The following is a 21,879-nucleotide window of genomic DNA, read 5'->3' on the forward strand; positions in this document are numbered from 1 at the left end:
GGTGGCAGATGGAACGGGCCTGCGGAGTGTGCTAAAAATGCCCTCAGCTTCAAGCGTCAAGCCATCCGTGGCTTGCCGCCCACACAGTGCAGCGATGGTAGCGCGACTTATGGAACAGCCCCTGAAGGTGATGGTGATCGACGATTCCCGCACGATCCGCCGCACCGCGCAGATGTTGCTCGGCGAAGCGGGCTGCGAGGTGATCACCGCCAGTGACGGCTTCGATGCCCTGGCCAAGATCATCGACCACCAGCCACAGATCATCTTCGTCGACGTGCTGATGCCCCGTCTGGACGGTTATCAGACTTGCGCGGTGATCAAGCACAACAGTGCCTTCAAGGACATCCCGGTGATTCTCCTGTCGTCTCGCGACGGCCTGTTCGACAAGGCCCGCGGCCGGGTGGTCGGCTCCGACCAGTTCCTGACCAAACCATTCAGCAAGGAAGAACTGCTCGACGCGATCAGGGCCCATGTGCCTGGTTTCGCCGCGCCCGAACAATCCTCACCCTGACCGCGCCGCGCTGGCGCGGCCTTCAATTTCCTGATGGGGAAACAGCATGGCCCGCGTTCTGATTGTCGACGACTCGCCGACAGAGATGTACAGATTGACCGAATGGCTGGAAAAACACGGTCACCAGGTGCTCAAGGCCAACAACGGTGCCGACGGCGTGGCCCTGGCCCGCCAGGAAAAGCCTGACGCGGTGCTGATGGACATCGTCATGCCCGGCATGAACGGCTTCCAGGCCACCCGCCAGCTGAGCAAGGACCCGGAAACCAGCGCCATCCCGGTGGTGGTAGTGACCACCAAGGACCAGGAAACCGACCGCATCTGGGCGACGCGCCAGGGTGCCCGTGACTTCCTGACTAAACCGGTGGAAGAGGAAGCGCTGATCGCCAAGCTCAAAGAAGTGTTGGGCGCTTGACCACCCGCCCGCAAGGCGCGTCGCTGACCGCCTTCGAGCTGTTGCTGGACATCGACCGGCGCTGCCGCCTGCTGGTGGCCGACCAGCCGCTGCAGGACACCCGCCTGCAGCAATGGAGCGGCATCGGCTTTCGCATTGCCGGGCAGTGGTTCGTCGCGCCCATGGGCGAGGTCGCCGAGGTGCTGCGCGAGCCGCGCAGCAGCCGCGTGCCTGGCGTGCAGCCGTGGGTGTGCGGCGTGGCCAACCTGCGCGGCCGGTTGCTGCCGGTGATGGACCTGAGCAGTTTCTTCGGCCTTGGCCCTGCTGCGCCAGGCAAGCAGCGGCGGGTGCTGGTGCTGGACCACGAAGACTTGTTCGTCGGCCTGTTGGTCGACGAGGTGCTGGGCTTGCAGCATTTCGCCCTGAGCAGCCTGGAGCTGTCGCCACCGCAACCGCTGCTGCGAGCTGCTACCCGCTTCGTGCAGGGGCACTTCCCGCGTGAACGCAACTGGGCGATCTTCAGCCCCTTCGCCCTGGCCCAGGCGCCGGGTTTTCTTGACGTGGCGCTATAGGATTTTCAAACGTGAACAAGCCGGCCACACCCGTCGCCCCCGCCAGCATGACCCCACGCACGCGCAGCATCGTGCAGATCACCGTGCTGTTCGTGATCCTGATCCTGTCGATCATCCTGTTGTTCGCCAACTTCGCTTACCTCAATACTCAGGCCAATCACGACAAGCAGTACATCGGCCACGCCGGTGAGCTGCGGGTGTTGTCCCAGCGCATCGCCAAGAACGCCACCGAGGCCGCGGCAGGCAAGGCCCTGGCGTTCAAGCTGCTGTCGGATGCGCGCAACGATTTCGAGCGGCGCTGGGGCTACCTGCGCGAAGGCGACAAGTCCACCGGCCTGCCTGCGGCGCCGGCCGCAGTCCGCGATGAAATGGAGGCGGTGCGCCAGGACTGGGAAAACCTGCGCAAGAACACCGACACCATCCTGGCCAGCGAACAGACCGTGCTGTCGTTGCATCAAGTGGCGGCGACCCTCGCCGAAACCGTGCCGCAGCTGCAGGTCGAATACGAGAAGGTGGTCGAGATCCTGTTGCAAAGCGGTGCACCGGCCAACCAGGTGGTCGTCGCCCAGCGCCAGCTGCTGCTGGCCGAGCGCATTCTCGGTTCGGTCAACACCGTTCTGGCCGGCGACGACGCGGCGGCGCAGGCCGCCGATACCTTTGGCCGCGATGCCAGCCGCTTCGGCCAGGTGCTCGAGGGCATGCTGGGCGGCAACCCGGCCATCCAGGTGACCCGCGTCGAGGACGCTGATGCCCGCGCGCGCCTGGCGGAAATCGCCGAGTTGTTCCAGTTCGTGGCCGGTTCGGTCGATGAAATCCTCGAAACATCGCCCGAGCTGTTCCGCGTGCGCGAAGCGGCCGGCAACATCTTCAGCCTGTCGCAGACGCTGCTGGATGAGGCCTCGCACCTGGCCAACGGGTTCGAGAACCTGGCCAGCGGCCGCACCCTGGATACCGTCGGCGGTTATGCGCTGGGCCTGCTGGCGCTGGCTTCGATCATCCTGATCGGCCTGGTGATGGTCCGCACCACTCACCGCCAGTTGCATGAAACCGCCGAAAAGAACGAACGCAACCAGCAGGCGATCATGCGCCTGCTCGATGAAATCGAAGAGCTGGCCGACGGCGACCTGACCGTCACTGTGTCGGTGACCGAAGACTTCACCGGCGCCATCGCCGACTCGATCAACTACTCGGTCGACCAGCTGCGCGACCTGGTGGCCACCATCAACCACAGCGCCGAGCAGGTCGCCGCTGCCGTGCAAGACACGCAGAACACCGCGCGCCAGCTGGCCAAGGCCTCGGAGCACCAGGCCGAACAGATCAGCGAGGCGTCCGAAGCAGTCGGCGACATGGTCGAATCAATCGACCGGGTTTCCGCCCACGCCTATGAGTCAGCCAAGGTCGCCGAGCGCTCGGTGGCGATCGCCAACAAGGGCAACGAGGTGGTGCACAACACCATCAACGGCATGGACAACATCCGCGAGCAGATCCAGGACACCGCCAAGCGGATCAAGCGCCTGGGCGAGTCTTCCCAGGAAATCGGCGACATCGTCAGCCTGATCGACGACATTGCCGACCAGACCAACATCCTGGCCCTCAATGCGGCAATTCAGGCCTCGCTGGCGGGTGAGGCCGGCCGCGGTTTCGCTGTGGTCGCCGACGAGGTGCAGCGCCTGGCCGAGCGCTCGTCCTCGGCGACCCGGCAGATCGAAGCGCTGGTGCGGACCATCCAGGCGGACACCAACGAGGCGGTGATCTCCATGGAGCAGACCACCGCCGAGGTGGTGCGCGGTGCGCGCCTGGCCCAGGATGCCGGCGTGGCGCTGGCCGAGATCGAGGGCGTATCGCAGAACCTCGCCGAACTTATCCACAGCATCTCCGATGCAGCCCAGTTGCAGACTTCTTCGGCGGGGCAGATTTCCCACACCATGGCGGTGATCCAGCAGATCACCGCGCAGACCTCCGCCGGTTCCGGCGCCACCGCCGACAGCATCCGCCACCTGGCGCGGATGGCCAGCGAGATGCGCCGCTCGGTCTCCGGTTTCACTCTGCCGGCTCCCGCCGAGCGAAGCTGAGGAAAATTCATGGCTTCTGCCGTCGTAAGCCCCGAGCGCCACGATACCGTGGCCCTGGCCTGGACCCGGGCCGCCATCCTCGATTGCCTGAGCCAGGCCCGTCAGGCCCTGGAGCGCTTTGCCGGCGAGACCGACGACTTGTCGATGCTGGCGTTCGTTGTGGATAACCTGCATCAGGTGCATGGCTGCCTGCGCATGCTCGAACTGCGCGGCGCCACACGCCTGGCCGAAGAACTTGAGCTGCTGGCCAAGGCCCTGGCCGAGGGCCAGGTGAGCCCCCGCGGTGACTGCCTGGGGCCGTTGTTCCGTGGCTTGGAGCAACTGCCGTCGTATCTGGAAAGGTTGCGTGGTGCACGCCATGACCTGCCACTGGTGATGCTGCCGCTGCTCAACCAGCTGCGTGCCTGCCGTGGCGTCGAGCCCCTGGCCCAGGCCAGCCTGATCAGCGGCGCCGCGCAGCGCTTTGCCGGTTCCGATGACCTGGCCAACCTCGACTTGTCGCTGGGCAACTGGCGGGAACAGATGCAGGCCGGGCCGGGGCGTGATGCCCTGCGTTCTGTGGTCAGCGCCCTGTGCGACGACCTGATGCGGATCAAGGAGCGTCTGGACCAGTTCGTGCGCGGCGACCGCCAGCACAGTGAGGAGCTGGAGGCGCTGCTCGCGCCATTGCGCCATGTTGCCGACACCCTTGCAGTGCTGGGCTTCCAGCAACCTCGCCGGGTGATCATCGACCAAGTGCTGGCGCTGCAGGCATTGGCCCAGGGTGAGCGCACGGCGGACGACGCGGTCTTGATGGATGTGGCCGGCGCCCTGCTGTATGTGGAGGCCACGCTCAACGGCATGGTCCTGCCACTGGAGGAGGGCGGGCAGGGCGGCCTGCCCGGTTCTGACCTGGCCGAGATTCGCCAGTTGGTGCTGCAGGAATCATTGTCTGTGCTGCAGCAGGCCAAGGACCTGATTGGAGATTGCCTGGAGTCCGGCTGGCCGCGCCAGCGCCTGCAGCCACTGCCGGGACTGCTGCAGCAAGTGCGCGGCGCGTTGGCGATGCTGATGCTGCCAGCCGCTGCCGAAGTGTTTGCCGGCTGCGCAGGCTATGTACAGGGCTGGTTGCAGCACCTGGAAGTGGAGCCGCCAGCGGACGAACTGAGCCATCTGGCCGACTCCCTCTGTGCCGTCGAGTGCTACTTGCAATGGCGCGTCGCCGACCCGTTGGCCGATGCTCAACCGTTTCTCGACATGGCCCGTGCCAGCCTGACGAAGCTCGGTGTGCAGTGTACCCATGCGGACCCGTCCCAGGCGCAGGATGGCAGCGATGGCATCGATGATGAATTGCGTGAGGTGTTCCTCGAAGAGGCCGGCGAGTTGCTGCCGGAAATCGAGCGCCACTGGCTGCGCTGGCGCGCCGACAACAGCCTGCGCGACGCCCTGATCGAAGTGCGCCGCGACCTGCATACGCTCAAGGGTAGCGGGCGCATGGTGCATGCCGAGGCGGTGGCCGAGCTGGCCTGGGGCGCTGAGCACCTGCTCAACCGGGTGCTGGAGGGGCGTATCGCCCTGACCCCGGAGGGCGCGGTGGCGTTGCAGCAGGTATTCGTCCATCTGCCGGATCTGCTGGCTGACTTTGCCGCTGGCCAGTTGCCGCAATTGACCGAGATCGAACAACTGGCGAGCCACCTGCACGCCCTGGCCGAGAACGACACTCCGGTCAGCGCCGATATCGATGGCCTGGACCCGCAGTTGCTGGATATCTTCCGCAACGAAGCACAAGGCCACCTGGCCAGCCTGGAAGGCTTTCTGCATGGCGCCGACGGCCAGGGCAGCGAAGTCAGCGACAGCCTGCAGCGCGCCTTGCACACCCTCAAGGGCAGCGCAGCCATGGCCGGGGTCATGCCGATTGCCGAGCTGGCCACTGCCTTCGACCGCCTGGTGCGCGAGTACCGGGGGCACCAGCTGACGTTGCAGGCGGCGGAGATGCAATGGCTGCAAACCGCCCATGGCCTGTTCCTGCAGGGCTTGGCGCAGTTGGGCAGTACACCGTTGGCCGCCATCCCGGGCGCGGCCCAGCTGATCGAGCAGGTTGGCGAGGCGGTTGATCTGCGCCTGGCCAGCCTGCATGCCGAGCCTCAGCACACCCGCCATGGCAAGCGTGACCCGCAGCTGATCGCCAGTTTCCTGGCCCAGGCCATGGATATCCTGCTGGATGCCGAGTCGCTGCTGTCACGTTGGCAACAGCAGCCCGGTCAGCGCGAGCCTCTGGATACCTTGCTCGACGAGCTGACCAGCCTTGGCCACGCTGCGCACCTGGCCGACCTGTGGCAGATGGATGCCGTCTGCGAAGCGCTGCTCGACCTCTACGGCGCCGTGGAAGAGGGCAGCCTGGGCGCCAGCCCGCGCTTCTTCAGCGTTGCCCAGCAAGCCCATGAAGCCCTGTTGGACATGCTCGACGAAGTGGCTGCCGGGCAGGAAATCAGCCCCCGGCCTGACAGCGTCGACGCCCTGCGCGAACTGTTGGATGGCGCGCTGGCTCCGGAGGCCACCGGCCTGGTAAGCCCTGATGCGATAATGCCGCTACCTGGTGCGTTGGAGCACGATGACGAGCCCGACAGCCCAGGCGACAAGGAATTGCTGGAAGTCTTCCTCGAAGAAAGCTCGGACATCGTCGAAAGCGCCGCCGCCGCCCTGGCGCGCTGGCAGGCCGATCCGCGCAGCAGCGTCGAGGTGGAGAACCTGTTGCGTGACCTGCATACCCTCAAGGGCGGTGCGCGCATGGTCGAGATCAGCGCCATCGGCGACCTGGCCCATGAACTGGAATTCCTCTACGAACTGCTCGCCGCGGGCCGCCTGCCGCCGAGCGGGCCGCTGTTCGCGCTGCTGCAGAACTGCCATGACCGCCTGGCGCACATGCTCGACGCCGTGCGCCTGGGCCAGCCGTTGCATGCCGCCACTGCGCTGATCGACTACATCCGCAACTTCAGCAGCGCCGCGCTGACCGACAGCGCAGCCGGCCAAGCCCAGGCCGACGCCGCGCCCTCCGAAGTACCGGCTACGGCACCGGAGCGGGCGGCTGGCGACATGGTCAAGGTCGATGCCGAGCTACTCGACGACCTGGGTAACCTGGCCGGTGAGCATTCGATCATTCGTGGCCGTATCGAACAGCAGGTCAACGACGCCCAGTTCGCCCTCAACGAGATGGAAACCACCCTGGAGCGCATGCGCGACCAGCTGCTGCGCCTGGACATCGAGACCCAGGGGCGGATCAGCAGCCGGCAGGCGTTCGAGGGGGATGCCTACGAAGACTTCGATCCGCTGGAGATGGACCGTCATTCGCAGCTCCAGCAGCTGTCGCGGGCACTGTTCGAGTCGGCCTCCGACCTGCTCGACCTCAAGGAAACCCTCACCCAGCGCGCCCAGGAAGCCTACAGCCTGCTGCAGCAACAGGCGCGGGTGAACAGCCAACTGCAGGAGGGCCTGACTGCGACCCTGATGGTGCCGTTCGAGCGCCTGGTACCGCGCTTGCAGCGGGTGGTGCGTCAGGTGGCCAGCGAGCTGGGCAAGCAGGTCGAGCTGGTGGTCGGCAACGCCGAGGGCGAACTGGACCGCAGCGTGCTCGAACGCATGGTCGCGCCTTTGGAGCACATGCTGCGCAATGCCGTCGACCATGGCCTGGAAGCACGTGAGGTACGCCTGGCCGCAGGCAAGCCGGAGCAGGGCACCATTCACCTGAACTTGCTGCATGAGGGCGCCGACATCGTCATCGAGATGACCGATGACGGCGCCGGTGTGCCGCTGGAAGCGGTACGGCGCAAGGCGATCAAGCGCGGCCTGCTGGACCCGCAGGCACAACTGAGCGACCACGAGATCCTGCAGTTCATCCTGCGCCCAGGCTTTTCCACGGCAGAGAAGATCACCCAGATTTCCGGGCGCGGCCTGGGCATGGACGTGGTGCACGAAGAGGTCAAGCAGCTGGGCGGTTCGATGACCATCGAGTCGGCCTTGGGCAAGGGCGCGCGCTTCCTGATCCGCCTGCCGTTCACCGTGTCGATCAATCGGGCCTTGATGGTGCACCTGGGCGAGGAGCAGTACGCCATTCCGCTCAACACCATCGAGGGCATCGTGCGCGTGCCACCTGCCGAGCTGGCCGCCTGTTACCAGCTGGATGCCCCGCGTTATGTGTATGGCGGCCACGAGTACGCCTTGCGTTACTTGGGGGAACTGCTGCAGGGGCTGCCGCGCCCGGTGCTGTTGGGGCAAAGCGTGCCATTGCCGGTGTTGCTGCTGCACTCCCAGGAGCAGTCGTTCGCCATCCAGGTGGACAGCCTGTCGCCGAGCCGCGAGATCGTGGTGAAGAGCCTTGGCCCGCAGTTCGCCGCCGTGGCGGGCTTGTCGGGTGCGACCTTGCTCGGTGATGGCCGGGTGGTGCTGATCCTCGACCTGCTGGGCCAGCTGCGCGGCCAGCAGCGGCGGTTGGCGCGTCTGCCCGGTGGCAGCGGGGTGCAGCGGACCCTGTTCGGCCCGGCACCGCGGCGGGCCACGCTGGTAATGGTAGTGGACGACTCGGTCACCGTGCGCAAGGTCACCAGCCGCCTGCTGGAACGCCATGGCATGAGTGTGATGACGGCCAAGGACGGGGTCGATGCCATGGCCCTGCTGGAAGAGCACCGCCCTGACGTGCTGTTGCTGGACATCGAGATGCCGCGCATGGATGGCTTCGAAGTGGCCACCCGCATTCGCCGCGACGAGCGTCTGAAAGACCTGCCAATCATCATGATCACATCGCGCACCGGGCAGAAGCACCGCGACCGTGCCATGGCCATTGGCGTCAACGATTACCTGGGCAAACCTTATCAGGAGTCGGTACTGCTGCAGAGCATCGCCCATTGGAGCCAGACCCATGCTTGAACTGATTGCAGGGCAGCGCAGCAGCCTGACCGGCCTGTTGCTGCCGCTGGGTGACCGCACCCTGGTGTTGCCCAACGTCGCCGTGGTCGAACTGATCGGCCAGCGCAACCTGGTGTGTGAACCCGGCGATCCGCCCTGGCACCTGGGGTGGATCGACTGGCGGCAGCAGCATCTGCCGTTGATCGGTTTCGAGGCAGCCTGTGGTGGTGAGACACCGTGTGGCGAGCGGGCGCGGATCGTGGTGCTGAATGCGCTGGGGGATACCGGTTTGCGTTACCTGGCAGTGCTGCTGCAGGACATTCCACGCTCGTGCAAGCTGGACAGCCAGCTCAATTATGTGGATGTGCCGCTGGGCAGCCTGGAGCTGGCCGCCGTACAGGTGGGCGAACAGGTGGCGCGGGTGCCGGACCTGGCCGGCCTGGAAAGATTGGTGCGTGACGCTGAACTGCAACCTGCCCTTGGCTAGGATGAGGCAGGAATGGAAGCTGTAATGAACCCAGTCCGCTTCGGGAGGTCTGTGTTTGCATGTACTACGGTGAACGCTTCAATGCCTGGACCCACCTGGTCGGTGCCGTCCTGGCCTGTATTGGTGCCATCTGGCTGATCGTCGTCGCGGGCCTGCAGGGCGACCCCTGGAAGATCGTCAGTTTCTCCATCTACGGCAGCACCTTGCTGTTGCTCTACAGCATTTCCACCCTTTACCACAGCACCCGCGGGCGGGCGAAGGTGATCATGCGCAAGCTCGATCACCTGTCGATCTACCTGTTGATCGCCGGCAGCTACACCCCATTCTGCCTGGTCAGCCTGCGCGGGCCCTGGGGCTGGAGCCTGTTCGGCGTGGTCTGGGGGCTGGCGGTGATCGGCATGCTGCAGGAGATCAAGCCGCGCTCGGAAGCGCGTATCCTGTCGATCATCATCTATGCGGTGATGGGCTGGATCGTACTGGTGGCGGTCAAGCCACTGTTGAACAGCCTTGGCACCGCCGGTTTCACCTGGTTGGCGGCCGGCGGCGTGTTCTACACCGTGGGCATCATCTTCTTCGCCTTCGACAGCCGTTTCCGCCACTGGCACGGCATCTGGCACCTGTTCGTGATTGCCGGCAGCCTGATGCACTTCGTGGCGGTGTCGCTGTACGTGCGTTAGCTTTTTGTTTACGAAAAATCACCCCACAACTGCTGCGCTACCGACAGCGCCACCACCGGCGCTGTCTCGGTACGCAATACCCGCGGCCCGAGGCGTGCGGCATGGAAGCCCGCAGCCTTGGCCTGTTCGACTTCTGCCTCGCTCAGGCCACCTTCCGGGCCGATCAGGAAGGCCAGCGTTGCCGGCTTGCCATGGCTGGTCAGTGGCTCGGCGACCGGATGCAGGACCAGTTTGAGGTCGGCTTCGGTGCTCTTGAGCCATTCGGCCAGGGTCACCGGTGGATGAATGACCGGCAGGGTCGAGCGGCCGCATTGTTCACAGGCGCTGATCGCCACCTGGCGCCAGTGGGCCAGGCGCTTGTCGGCACGCTCGTCCTTCAGGCGCACTTCACAGCGTTCACTGACGACCGGGGTGATTGCGTTGGCGCCAAGCTCGGTGGCCTTCTGGATCGCCCAATCCATGCGTTCGCCGCGGGACAGGCCCTGGCCGAGGTGGACGTGAAGCGGTGAGTCGGGCTGACCGGCGAGGGCCTGGTCGAGGCTGACGCGTACCACCTTCTTGCCGACTTCGAGCAGTTGGCCGAGGTATTCCTGGCCACTGCCATCGAACAGTTGCACGGCGTCGCCAGGGGCCATGCGCAGAACGCGGCCGATGTAATGGGCCTGGGCTTCGGGCAGGTCGTGCTCGCCAAGGCTCAGGGGGGCGTCGATGAAGAAGCGGGACAGTCTCATGGTTCAGCTCGGACGGAGTAGGATCACATGGCGGCGGTGGGCTTGCAGGTTTACTAGCCCGGGTCGCGGAAGTCGGGGTGGAAGTTGGCCGGCACGGCGACGCTGACGCTGTCGCGAGTGGCAATGTCGATGCCTTCGCTGGCCACTTCGGCGAGGAAGTCGATCTGCTCCGGGGTAATCACGTACGGCGGCAGGAAGTACACCACGCTGCCCAAGGGGCGCAGCAGGGCGCCGCGGGTCAGGGCGTGCTTGAACACTTTCAGGCCACGACGCTCCTGCCACGGATAGGCAGCCTTGGTCGCCTTGTCCTGGACCATCTCGATGGCCAGGGCCATGCCGGTCTGGCGGATCTCGGCGACGTGGGCGTGATCGGCCAGGTGCGCGGTGGCGCTGGCCATGCGCGTGGCCAGGGCCTTGTTGGCCTCGATCACATTGTCCTGCTCGAAGATGTCCAGCGTCGCCAGAGCCGCGGCGCAGGCCAGCGGGTTGCCGGTGTAGCTATGCGAGTGAAGGAACGCGCGCAGTGTCGGGTAATCGTCGTAGAAGGCCTGGTACACCTTGTCGGTGGTCAGGCAGGCGGCCAGCGGCAGGTAGCCACCGGTCAGCGCCTTGGACAGGCACAGGAAGTCCGGGCGGATGCCGGCTTGCTCGCAGGCGAACATGGTGCCGGTGCGGCCGAAACCGACGGCGATCTCGTCGTGGATCAGGTGCACGTCATAACGGTCGCAGGCTTCGCGCAGCAGCTTGAGGTACACCGGGTGGTACATGCGCATACCACCGGCGCCCTGGATCAGCGGCTCGATGATCACCGCCGAGATTGTCTCGTGGTGTTCGGCCAGGGTCTGCTCCATGGCGGCGAACATGTTCCGCGAGTGTTCTTCCCAGCCCATGCCCTCGGGGCGCAGGTAGCAGTCGGGGCTTGGCACCTTGAGGGTGTCGAGCAGCAGTGCCTTGTAGGTTTCCGTGAACAATGGCACGTCGCCGACCGACATCGCGGCGATGGTCTCGCCGTGGTAGCTGTTGGTCAGGGTCACGAAGCGCTTTTTTGCCGGTTTGCCGATGTTCTGCCAATAGTGGAAGCTCATCTTCAGCGCTACTTCGATACACGACGAACCATTGTCGGCATAGAACACTCGGTCGAGCCCGGCGGGGGTCATGGCCACCAGGCGCTCGGACAGCTCGATCACCGGCTGGTGGCTGAAGCCGGCGAGGATCACGTGTTCCAGCTGATCGACCTGATCCTTGATGCGCTGGTTGATACGCGGGTTGGCGTGGCCGAACACGTTGACCCACCAGCTGCTCACGGCATCCAGGTAGCGTTTGCCGTCGAAGTCCTCCAGCCACACGCCTTCGCCGCGCCGGATCGGGATCAGTGGCAGTTGCTCGTGGTCTTTCATCTGGGTGCAGGGGTGCCATAGGACCTTGAGGTCGCGCTGCATCCACTGATCGTTGAGGCCCATGGGCACTTCTCCTGGCTTTACTGCCTGCTTTGACCGCGTAAGCCTAAGCAAAGCGAGGGGGCAGGACAACCGCTAGTAGTCAATGGCGCCTGGTGCGGGTCCATTCCAGGCGGCGAATGTGCTTTCTACCTGTGTGAAATGCTCCTCATAGGTCATGGTGCAGCTCCTTTTGTCGGTTTTTTTTAGCCACCTTCGCCAGCTTCATCTAGTGGCCAGAGGCCTGACTGCTGACAAAAATGCCAGTTGCCAAAGGCACTTGATATCGCTGTGCTGGCAGGGTCCAGATACCTGACGTATTCTTAGCGCATCGACTCTCGGGGCATTCCCGCCTCTTCCCATCCCTGCTTTTTCAACTCGGAGTTCGCCGACATGGCTGCTGCTTGGGTGCGCCTGTGCGCGTTGGTATTGATCGGTGTGTCCAGCGGCGCCGCGCTGGCAAAGGACAAGACACCCTCGGCAATCGTGGTGGGTGGCGGCCTGGCAGGCCTGACCGCGGCCTATGAGCTGCAGAACAAGGGTTGGCAGGTCACCCTGCTGGAGGCCAAATCAGGCATGGGCGGCCGTTCGGGCCTGGCCACCAGCGAGTGGATCGGTAACGCCAAGTCCCAGCCGGTACTGAACCAGTACCTTGACCGTTTCAAGCTTGAAACACTGCCCGCGCCGGAGTTCGTGCGTACCCCGGGTTACCTGATCGACGGTGAGTACTTCAGCGGCACCGACCTGGCCACCAAGCAACCGGCCACCGCCGAGGCGCTCAAGCGCTACGAGAAGACCCTCGACGACCTGGCCCGTTCGATCGACGACCCGCTCAACCCGCAGGCGAACAGCACCCTGTTCGCCCTCGACCAGATGAACGTGTCCACCTGGCTCGACAAACTGCAGTTGCCGACCACTGCGCGTCAGCTGATCAACCAGCAGATCCGCACCCGCTATGACGAGCCATCGCGCCTGTCGCTGCTCTACTTCGCCCAGCAGAACCGCGTCTACCGCGGCGTCAGTGATCGCGACCTGCGTGCCGCGCGCCTGCCTGGCGGCAGCCCGGTGCTGGCCCAGGCATTCGTCAAGCAGCTGAAGACCATCAAGACCAGCTCGCCGGTCACGGCGATCGTACAGGACAAGGATGGCGTTAAGGTCAAGGTCGGCAGCACGGACTACAAGGCCGATTACCTGGTGTTGGCGGTGCCGCTGCGAGCGCTGGCCAAGATCCAGATCACCCCAGGTCTGGACACTCAACATGTGGCAGCGCTCCGAGGCACCAACTACGGCTGGCGCGACCAGCTGATGCTCAAGTTCAAGCAGCCGGTCTGGGAAAGCCGCTCGCGCATGTCGGGTGAAATCTTCAGCAATGCCGGCCTCGGCATGCTGTGGATCGAGCCGGCGCTCAAGGGCGGTGCCAACGTGGTGATCAACCTCTCGGGCGACAATGCGCGACTGCTGCAGGCCTTTGGCGACAAGCAGATGGTCGACCAGGTGCTGATCCGCCTGCATGCGTTCTATCCACAAGCCCGTGGCGCGTTCACCGGTTATGAGGTCAAGCGTTACAGTGTCGACGCCGGTACCGGTGGTGCGTACCTGGCTTACGGCCCGGGGCAGATCAGCAAGTACTGGCGCCTGTGGGAGCGCCCGGTGCAGCGCATCACCTTCGCTGGCGAGCACACCGATGCGCTTTACCCAGGCACCCTCGAAGGCGCCCTGCGCAGCGGCCAGCGTGCTGCCAGCCAGGTGCAGGACTTGCTGGCCGGCAAGTCGTTCGACCCGGCCAAGGCTGCGACCGTCGCGGCAGCGGCAACAGCGGGTGCCGCAGTGGCGAAAAAGGACAGCGGCGGCTTCTTCTCGCGGCTGTTCGGTGGTTCGGACAAGCCTGAGGTGAAGGCTGCGCCGGTTGCCAAGGCCGAGGAAATTGCACCGGCGCCTGCACCTGCTCCAGCCGCGGCCCCTGCTGCCCCTGCAGCTGCAGAAGTCGCCAAGGAAGAACCGGCCAAGCCCGCTGCGACCAAGGCAGCTCCGGCCAAGCATGCGCCGGCGCACAAACCTGCGGCGAAACAGGCGAAAAAGGCGGTCGAGCCGAAGAAGGCCACAGTCAAATCCGAGCCAGTGAAGAAGCCGGTGGACAATACCCAGGCCAAGGCAAACTGATCCCTGTGCTGGCCTCTTCGCGGTCTTACCCCTGAAGAGGCTGGAAACCCTTAACTCTCCGACTATTGTTAATGTTTCCTTAATAGGAAACTCACACACTAATCATCGTATTTTTCGATAATCCAAAGCAGTTTTTTAAGCTTTTATTCGATACGTTACGCGTTAGTCTGTGCACAGCTTTCACGGGGAATCACGTCATCATGCAACTGCGCAATTCACCTTCTCGCTATGGCGTGGTCAGCATCGTCCTGCACTGGGGCGTTGCACTGGCAGTCTTCGGCCTGTTCGGCCTGGGCCTGTGGATGGTCGGTCTCGACTACTACGACCCTTGGCGCAAGGCCGGCCCTGACCTGCACAAAAGTATCGGCCTGGTGTTGCTGGCGGTGATGCTGCTGCGTGTGGTCTGGCGTTTCATCACCCCGCCACCGCCGGCACCGGCCAACCATGGGGCATTCACCCGCATGGCGGCCAAGCTGGGGCATCTGGCGCTGTACCTGGGGCTGTTTGCCGTCATGATCGCCGGTTACCTGATTTCCACTGCCGACGGCGTCGGTATTCCAGTGTTCGGCCTGTTCGACGTGCCGGCGCTGATCAGCGACCTGCCTGACCAGGCGGACGTGGCCGGCGTGATTCATCTGTGGCTGGCATGGGGCCTGGTGATCTTCGCCGTGCTGCATGCCCTGGCCGCCCTGAAACACCATTTCATCGACCGTGACGCGACCCTGACTCGCATGCTGGGCCGCAAAGCTTGACTCTCAACCTCAATTGCATAGGAAGGAAGTAAGGATGTTGAAAAAGACTTTTGCCGCTCTGGCGCTCGGTACCGCTCTGTTCTCCGCCGGCCAGGCCATGGCTGCCGAGTACAAGATCGACAAGGAAGGCCAGCACGCGTTCGTCGACTGGAAGATCAGCCACCTGGGCTACAGCTTCATCCACGGCACCTTCAAGGACTTCGATGGTAAATTCACTTGGGATAGCGCCAAGCCTGAGGCCAGCAAGATCGAAGTCGATGTCAAAACCGCCAGCCTGTGGTCAAACCATGCGGAGCGTGACAAGCACATTGCGAGCAAGGACTTCCTGGAGGTAAGCAAGTTCGCCGACGCCAAATTCGTCTCCACCGCCGTCAAGTCGACCGGTGAAAAGACTGCCGACGTGACTGGTGACCTGACCATGCACGGTGTGACCAAGCCAGTCACCTTCAAGGCCACCTTCAATGGTGAGGGCAAGGACCCGTGGGGCGGCGAGCGCGCTGGCTTCAACGCTACCACCACTCTGAACCTGAACGACTTTGGCATCAAAGGCCCAGGCCCGACTTCGCAGACCGTCGATCTGGATATCAGTCTCGAAGGCGTGAAGCAGAAGTAAGCCGCTTCAGGCAAAAAAACGCCGCCCATTGGGCGGCGTTTTTTTATGCCTGCTGCGCGACTCAGCCCTTGCGGGTGAGCAGTGCAGGGCGCTCACCGCGCGGGCGGCTCGGCAGATCGTCCAGCTGCTCTGGCGTTGGGTAACGGTCGAGCTTGGATTCCTTGCGGATGATCACTGGCTGGTGCTGTTCGCGGGTGCTGCGTACTGCCGGCTCCTGACGCGCGGCATCGTCACGCCCGGCCGAACGGTTGCGGCCACCGCCATTGTTGTCACGACGCGCGCCGCCACCGTTGTTGTTGCGTGGGCGCTTGTCGCCGCTGGCGCTGCGCTGCTGGCCGCCAGCATTGCGGCCCTGGCCTTGGCCACCACCGCTATTATTGCTGCGCTGGCCGCTGCCCTGGCTTTGGCCCTGGCCTGCACCACCCGGACGGCGGTTGCGTCCTTGGCCTTTACCGTTCTGGTAAGGGCTGACGTAGTCGGCGCGGTTACCGAAGTTGTCGACATCGTCGTCCAGAAACTCTTCCGGATCACGGTCGGCAGCGACTTTCGGTGCAGAGCTGTTACTGGCCTGCTGTTGCTGACGCGGTTTCTTGTCACGCGGCTTGCGTTGCTGCTGTTGCTTATCGCCGGACTTTTCCTTGTCGGCTGGCTTGTCAGCAGCCTGCTGCTTGGCCTTGCCTTTGTCCTTGCCTTTGTCCTTACGGCCGCCGTTGGCGTCTTTGCTGCCTTCGCCGCGGGCTTGCTGCTGGTTGCGGCCGCCGCGGCCGTTGTTCTGCTGGCGCTCACGCACCTCAGGCTTTTCAGCTTCTACCTGGCTGGCATCGAAGCCCATCAGGTCGCCGTCAGGGATCTTCTGCTTGGTGACGCGCTCGATGCTCTTGAGCAGCTTTTCTTCATCCGGCGCGACCATGGAAATGGCCTCGCCCGAGCGCCCGGCACGGCCGGTACGGCCAATGCGGTGCACGTAGTCTTCCTCGACGTTCGGCAGCTCGAAGTTGACCACGTGGGGCAGCTGGTCGATGTCCAGGCCTCGGGCGGCGATGTCGGTGGCTACCAGCACGCGCACGCTGTTGGCCTTGAAGTCAGCCAGGGCCTTGGTGCGGGCGTTCTGGCTCTTGTTACCGTGGATCGCGGCAGCGGTCAGGCCGTGCTTTTCCAGGTATTCGGCCAGGCGGTTGGCGCCGTGCTTGGTGCGGGTGAACACCAGTACCTGTTCCCAGGCACCCAGCGTGATCAAGTGCGCCAGCAGGGCGCGCTTGTGGCTGGCGGGCAGGCGGTAGACGCGCTGCTCGATACGCTCGACGGTGGTGTTCGGCGGGGTGACCTCGATGCGCTCCGGGTTGTGCAGGAGCTTGTCGGCCAGGTCGGTGATGTCCTTGGAGAAGGTCGCCGAGAACAGCAGGTTCTGGCGCTTGGCCGGCAGGCGGGCGAGGACCTTCTTCACGTCATGGATGAAGCCCATGTCGAGCATGCGGTCGGCTTCGTCCAGGACCAGGATTTCCACGTGGGCCAGGTCGACCTTGCCTTGGCCGGCCAGGTCGAGCAGGCGCCCCGGGCAGGCGACGAGCACGTCGACACCCTTGGCAATGGCCTGGATCTGCGGGTTCATGCCGACGCCACCGAAGATGCAGGCGCTTACCAGTGGCAAGTCGCGGGCGTATACCTTGAAGCTGTCGTGTACCTGGGCGGCGAGTTCACGGGTCGGGGTCAGGACCAGAACGCGCGGCTGGCGCGGGCCGTGACGCTGAGACTTGTCGGGGTGGCCGGCCGGGAACAGGCGCTCGAGGATCGGCAAGGCGAAGCCGCCGGTTTTACCAGTACCTGTCTGTGCGGCGACCATCAGGTCGCGGCCTTGCAACACGGCGGGAATGGCCCGCTGTTGCACCGGGGTCGGCTGGGTGTAGCCCGCTGCCTCGATAGCGCGGACAAGAGCCTCGGAGAGTCCGAGGGAAGCAAAGGACATGGGCAATCCTGTTCTCGTGTGGGCTGGGCCCGTTGGGATATTCTGCCTGGCGCGACGGGCATCGAAGGGATGCGATCGCGTCCGGTCCAGCTGGGCTTTCACTGCACATCCGGGAAACGGAAGGTGGACGCTAAGTTGCGTCGATGCCGATCGGGATGCCTGTTGCGAGGCCGAGCGTCCGGGCGTGAGCCGGGCGGGAAGGCCCGAGTATAACAGAGCTAACGCAGCGTGCTGCTTTCCTGCTGCTCAACGGCGCCAGCAAGATCGCCTGCGTCGCCGATGTAGTGTTCGATAATCGCCTCGAACGCCGGTTCCTGCTTGAAACGACGCAGTTCTTCGGCATACGCCTGGGCGAGTTGTTCGCGCCCGGGTTTGCGCGCCAGGCCCAGGTATTGCGCCTGACGGCTGATCATCAGGGGCAGCTCTTCGACCTGCTGTTCGAGGCCAAGCTGTTTTCGCAGGTAACGCCCGACCAGACGGTCGGTGACCAGCAAATCGATGCGCCCACGAATGAGTTTGCCGAAATTGGCTTCGTGGCTCGGCGCGGTTTCGCGGCGGAATGCCTGGGACTCATTAAATGCCTTGTCGTAGGCGTAACCCGGCGACGTGCCTACGGTCAGGCCGCTGAGGTCATCCAGCTGGCGGATGGCATGGCGCCGGTCGCTGGCCTGATACAGCACGAACTCGACATCGGACATGGGTTCTGCCGGGTAGACCAAATACGCCTTGCGCGATTCAACCTGGAAAATGTCCATCACGCCGTCAGCCTGGCCCTGTTCCACCAGGGCAAGGCAGCGCTTCCACGGCAGGAACTGCCAGTCCACCTCGACACCCAGGCGACGAAAAACCTCAGTAGTGACTTCGTAGTCGATCCCTTTGGCCCGGCCGCCATCGCGATACACATAGGGCGCCCAGTCGTCGCTGACCAGGCGCAGCCGCTCGCCCAGCGCCATCGGGCTCAGGCAGGCGAGCAGCAGGATGCACAGCAATTGGGCGATGTGGGGCATGGCGCGAGATTACGCGCTCACCAGAGGCAAGGCCGGTGAAGATCAAAGCCCCTGGTTTCGGCCTCAGCGATGGGAAGAACGCAGCAGGTGTGCCTCGATATCCTTGCGCCGACCGCCCAGTGACAGGCGCAGGCTCGGGTGGCGAAGGCACTGGCGCAATTGCTCAGGCTCGATGCGCCCGTGGCGTTCGTTGAGGTTCTCCAGGGCCTTGTCCCACCAGGCCGATGCACAGGCGCGATCGAACTCGTTGGGGTAGGGGTAGCAGCCATACAGCAGCTCGCGCACGAACTGGCGCTCGCGGCTGGGCATGGTCAGGCTCAAGGCCTTGTAGCCCAAGCGCTGCAAGGTCGGTGGGCGTGGCAGTTGGTCGTTGACCAATGCCACATCGGCGAGCGCTGCCGGCCCCAGCGGGTTATCACCGTGCTTGCGCAACCAGGCCTGAATCTTGGCGCGGAACTGGGCTTTGCGGCTCCAGTAGTGATGGATCACGTCGGTGCATTCGGCCAGTTCCATCTTGCGGTAAGCGGCCACCGCCAGGCAGAACTCTTCCAGGGTATAGGCGGTGCGGGCCAACGGGTAGAATTCGTCCATCATGGCAATGGAACGGTCCAGCACGTCGGTATCTTCGGCACACAGGCCGATTACGCCCGAGTTGACCAGCGGCATCTGGCAGTCGGCCAGGCCGCGTGATTCGAGAATGCCGAGCAGGTTCGTGTACAGCAGGCACTGCTGATTCGCGCCGTAGCGTGCGCCAATGGCGTTGCACAGCAGCGTGCCGGGTTTGACCCGCTGGAACAGTTGCAGCGGCGACTTGCGGAAGAAGGTATCGGTGTCGATCAGTACAGCCTGAGGATGCTGCTGCAGCACCTGGCGCAACAGCACGTGCTTGCTGCGGAAGTGATAGCCGTGGGGCTGGTTCCAGGCCTTGCGGGTGGCCTCGTCGAGCAGATGGACGGTCACCGGCAGTTTGCCGTAGGGCTCGGCATTGTCGGTATAGACCTGAATGTCGATGGCCTGAGGGGCACTGCCCTTCAGGTGCGCGAGGGCGCTGACGATGCTGAAACAGGCTTCCTGATGATAGGTGGCAGGGCCGAACGCCAGGTACACGAGCTGAGGGCGAGATGGCAGGAAATGTTGCATTGCGAACGACACCTATCAGGGCCAGAAAGAAAATAAGGCCCTAGTCTACGACTAAAGCCTTAATTCTTTCAGAATCCGATGATGCCAAAAAGTTTCAGCGTGGCAGTTTCAGATTGTTCCAGATCGCCAGGCTCGCCTCGGCCTGGTTGAGGGTGTAGAAGTGCAGGCCCGGCGCGCCGCCTTGCAGCAGTTGCTCGCACATGCGGGTGATGACTTCTTCGCCAAAGGCCTGGATGCTCGCGGTATCGTCGGCGTAGGCTTCCAGCTGCTTGCGGATCCAGCGCGGGATCTCGGCGCCGCAGGCATCGGAGAAACGCGCCAGTTTGCTGTAGTTGGTGATCGGCATGATGCCGGGCACCACCGGGATATCCACGCCCATTTTCTGTGCACGCTCGACGAAGTAGAAGTAGCTGTCGGCGTTGAAGAAGTACTGGGTGATGGCGCTGTCGGCACCGGCCTTGACCTTGTGCACGAAGTTGCCCAGGTCGGCTTCGAAGTTGCGCGCTTGCGGGTGCATTTCCGGATAGGCGGCTACTTCCAGGTGGAAGTGGTTGCCGGTTTCCTGGCGAATGAACTCGACCAGGTCGCTGGCATAACGCAGCTCACCACTGGCCATGCCCATGCCCGACGGCAGGTCGCCACGCAGGGCGACGATGCGCTTGATACCGGCAGCCTTGTATTCGGCCAGCAGGGCGCGCAGTTCGTCCTTGGTGTCGCCAACGCACGACAGGTGCGGCGCGGCAGGAATTTTCACTTCGCTTTCCAGCTGCAGCACGGTGTTCAACGTGCGGTCGCGGGTAGAGCCGCCGGCACCGTAGGTGCAGGAGAAGAAGTCCGGGTTGTACGCGGCCAGCTGGCGAGCAACGCCCATCAGCTTCTCGTGACCGGCGTCGGTCTTGGTTGGGAAGAACTCGAAACTGTAACGGCGATCTTGGGACATCAGGCGTTCCTCGAGCAGCAGGCCTCTGGCAGCAAGCTGCAAGTAAAAGCCAGATCGGTGATGGCCGATCTGGCTTGGGCATCGTTCAGGTTTCGGCGTTGAAGCGTGTCGCTCCAAGCCTGCCGCTTAGTAGCGGTAGGCGTCCGGCTTGAACGGGCCTTCGACGGTCACGCCGATGTACTCGGCCTGTTGCGGGGTCAGCTGGGTGACCACGCCACCGAAGCCGCGGACCATTTCCAGGGCCACTTCTTCGTCGAGTTTCTTCGGCAGCACTTCCACGGTCAGGCGCTCGGCCTTTTTGACAGCTGGCAGTTCAGCGAACTTCTGCTCGAACAGGAAAATCTGCGCCAGCACCTGGTTGGCGAACGAACCGTCCATGATGCGGCTTGGGTGGCCAGTGGCGTTGCCCAGGTTCACCAGGCGGCCTTCGGCCAGCAGGATCAGGTAGTCGTCGTTCTGCGGGTCGAAGGTACCAGCGCCAGTGCGGTGGATCTTGTGAACCTGCGGCTTGACCTCTTCCCATGCCCAGTTCTTGCGCATGAAGGCGGTGTCGATTTCGTTGTCGAAGTGGCCGATGTTGCAGACCACGGCACGCTTCTTCAGGGCCTTGAGCATGTTGGCATCGCAGACGTTGACGTTACCGGTGGTGGTGACGATCAGGTCGATGCGGCCCAGCAGGTCGGCATTGATGCCGGCTTCAGTACCGGTGTTGATACCGTCTTTGAACGGCGAAACGACTTCGAAGCCGTCCATGCAGGCCTGCATGGCGCAGATTGGGTCGACTTCGGTGACCTTGACGATCATGCCTTCCTGACGCAGCGACTGGGCCGAGCCCTTGCCCACGTCACCATAGCCGATTACCAGGGCCTGCTTGCCCGACAGCAGGTGGTCGGTGCCGCGCTTGATGGCATCGTTCAGGCTGTGACGGCAGCCGTACTTGTTGTCGTTCTTGCTCTTGGTGACCGAGTCGTTGACGTTGATCGCCGGGACTTTCAGCTCGCCCTTGGCCAGCATGTCCAGCAGGCGGTGCACGCCAGTGGTGGTTTCTTCGGTCACGCCGTGGATCTTTTCCAGCATGGCCGGGTATTTCTTGTGCAGGATTTCGGTCAGGTCACCACCGTCGTCCAGCACCATGTTGGCGTCCCAAGGCTGGCCATCCTTGAGGATGGTCTGCTCGATGCACCACTCGTACTCCTGCTCGGTTTCACCTTTCCAGGCGAACACAGGAATGCCGGCGGCGGCGATGGCGGCAGCGGCCTGGTCCTGGGTGGAGAAGATGTTGCACGACGACCAGCGGACTTCTGCACCCAGGGCGACCAGGGTCTCGATCAGCACGGCGGTCTGGATGGTCATGTGGATGCAGCCGATGATCTTCGCGCCCTTGAGCGGTTGTTCGGCTTGATACTTGCGGCGCAGGCCCATCAGTGCCGGCATTTCCGATTCGGCGATGATGACTTCCTTGCGGCCCCAGTCGGCCAGGGAAATGTCGGCGACCTTGAAGTCGGAAAAACCAGCAGGCGTGTTTACAGCGCTCATGAGAGCCTCCATT

General features: G+C 63.8%; 17 protein-coding genes. 10 read left to right on the plus strand and 7 right to left on the minus strand.

Features of this window, described 5'->3' with window-relative positions; all coding sequences use genetic code 11:
- The first annotated feature begins 109 nt into the window (after nt 1-109).
- Genes ACOKS3_RS02195 through trhA form a run of 7 tightly spaced genes read left to right on the plus strand, consistent with a single transcriptional unit; the run spans nt 110 to nt 9,588 of the window.
- Complete coding sequence (locus ACOKS3_RS02195) at nt 110-511, plus strand: response regulator (RefSeq protein WP_103445985.1); 402 nt, start codon at nt 110-112, stop codon at nt 509-511.
- Between the two features lie 46 nt (nt 512-557).
- Complete coding sequence (gene pilH / locus ACOKS3_RS02200) at nt 558-923, plus strand: twitching motility response regulator PilH (RefSeq protein WP_103445984.1); 366 nt, start codon at nt 558-560, stop codon at nt 921-923.
- Nucleotides 920-1,474, plus strand: a complete 555-nt coding sequence (locus ACOKS3_RS02205; protein WP_103445983.1) for a chemotaxis protein CheW — start codon at nt 920-922, stop codon at nt 1,472-1,474. Before pilH ends, ACOKS3_RS02205 begins: the two co-directional genes overlap by 4 nt.
- 47 nt (nt 1,475-1,521) lie before the next feature.
- Nucleotides 1,522-3,546 carry a methyl-accepting chemotaxis protein gene (locus tag ACOKS3_RS02210; RefSeq protein ID WP_258035836.1) on the plus strand — a complete coding sequence of 675 codons (2,025 nt, stop codon included), beginning with the start codon at nt 1,522-1,524 and terminating at the stop codon, nt 3,544-3,546.
- A gap of 9 nt (nt 3,547-3,555) precedes the next feature.
- Nucleotides 3,556-8,445: a hybrid sensor histidine kinase/response regulator gene (locus ACOKS3_RS02215; protein WP_422763797.1), complete on the plus strand. Its 4,890-nt coding sequence runs from the start codon at nt 3,556-3,558 to the stop codon at nt 8,443-8,445.
- Nucleotides 8,438-8,911 (plus strand): chemotaxis protein CheW, encoded by a 474-nt coding sequence (locus tag ACOKS3_RS02220; RefSeq protein WP_103445980.1) that lies wholly within the window; start codon nt 8,438-8,440, stop codon nt 8,909-8,911. The genes ACOKS3_RS02215 and ACOKS3_RS02220 overlap by 8 nt, the downstream gene beginning before the upstream one ends.
- A gap of 59 nt (nt 8,912-8,970) precedes the next feature.
- Nucleotides 8,971-9,588, plus strand: coding sequence for a PAQR family membrane homeostasis protein TrhA (trhA, locus tag ACOKS3_RS02225; protein ID WP_085676688.1), 618 nt, complete (start codon nt 8,971-8,973; stop codon nt 9,586-9,588).
- 8 nt (nt 9,589-9,596) lie between these two features.
- Here trhA and ACOKS3_RS02230 read toward each other — a convergent pair whose 3' ends face one another.
- Both ACOKS3_RS02230 and ACOKS3_RS02235 read right to left on the minus strand, forming a co-directional pair.
- Nucleotides 9,597-10,319, minus strand: coding sequence for a 16S rRNA (uracil(1498)-N(3))-methyltransferase (locus ACOKS3_RS02230; protein ID WP_422763796.1), 723 nt, complete (start codon nt 10,317-10,319; stop codon nt 9,597-9,599).
- 53 nt (nt 10,320-10,372) lie between these two features.
- On the minus strand, nt 10,373-11,779 hold the full coding sequence (locus tag ACOKS3_RS02235; RefSeq protein WP_103445978.1) for an adenosylmethionine--8-amino-7-oxononanoate transaminase: 1,407 nt from the start codon (nt 11,777-11,779) through the stop codon (nt 10,373-10,375).
- A 369-nt stretch (nt 11,780-12,148) separates the two neighbouring features.
- On the opposite strand from ACOKS3_RS02235, the gene ACOKS3_RS02240 reads away from it, so the two are divergent.
- The 3 genes from ACOKS3_RS02240 (at nt 12,149) to ACOKS3_RS02250 (ending at nt 15,280) form a co-directional block, all read left to right on the plus strand.
- The gene (locus tag ACOKS3_RS02240; RefSeq protein WP_422763795.1) at nt 12,149-13,915 is read left to right on the plus strand and encodes a flavin monoamine oxidase family protein; all 1,767 of its coding nucleotides are present in this window, start codon (nt 12,149-12,151) and stop codon (nt 13,913-13,915) included.
- Nucleotides 13,916-14,115: 200 nt separating this feature from the next.
- Nucleotides 14,116-14,667: a cytochrome b gene (locus ACOKS3_RS02245; protein WP_103445976.1), complete on the plus strand. Its 552-nt coding sequence runs from the start codon at nt 14,116-14,118 to the stop codon at nt 14,665-14,667.
- A gap of 34 nt (nt 14,668-14,701) precedes the next feature.
- Nucleotides 14,702-15,280, plus strand: a complete 579-nt coding sequence (locus tag ACOKS3_RS02250; RefSeq protein ID WP_103445975.1) for a YceI family protein — start codon at nt 14,702-14,704, stop codon at nt 15,278-15,280.
- Nucleotides 15,281-15,341: 61 nt separating this feature from the next.
- On the opposite strand, the gene ACOKS3_RS02255 is transcribed toward ACOKS3_RS02250, so the two are convergent.
- The 5 genes from ACOKS3_RS02255 to ahcY form a co-directional block, all read right to left on the minus strand.
- A complete protein-coding gene (locus tag ACOKS3_RS02255; RefSeq protein ID WP_103445974.1) occupies nt 15,342-17,243 on the minus strand; it encodes a DEAD/DEAH box helicase in 1,902 nt (633 codons plus the stop codon).
- A 218-nt stretch (nt 17,244-17,461) separates the two neighbouring features.
- Complete coding sequence (locus tag ACOKS3_RS02260) at nt 17,462-18,250, minus strand: substrate-binding periplasmic protein (protein WP_103445973.1); 789 nt, start codon at nt 18,248-18,250, stop codon at nt 17,462-17,464.
- 63 nt (nt 18,251-18,313) lie between these two features.
- Entirely contained in the window at nt 18,314-19,390 is a 1,077-nt protein-coding gene (locus ACOKS3_RS02265) for a hypothetical protein (protein ID WP_422763794.1), read from the minus strand.
- Nucleotides 19,391-19,484: 94 nt separating this feature from the next.
- Nucleotides 19,485-20,330 carry a methylenetetrahydrofolate reductase [NAD(P)H] gene (gene metF, locus ACOKS3_RS02270; protein ID WP_103445971.1) on the minus strand — a complete coding sequence of 282 codons (846 nt, stop codon included), beginning with the start codon at nt 20,328-20,330 and terminating at the stop codon, nt 19,485-19,487.
- Nucleotides 20,331-20,456: 126 nt separating this feature from the next.
- Entirely contained in the window at nt 20,457-21,866 is a 1,410-nt protein-coding gene (ahcY, locus tag ACOKS3_RS02275) for an adenosylhomocysteinase (RefSeq protein WP_103445970.1), read from the minus strand.
- Nucleotides 21,867-21,879 lie beyond the last annotated feature (13 nt).

This window comes from Pseudomonas sp. HS6-2 (genome assembly GCF_049325675.2).
Lineage (GTDB): Bacteria > Pseudomonadota > Gammaproteobacteria > Pseudomonadales > Pseudomonadaceae > Aquipseudomonas > Aquipseudomonas putida_N.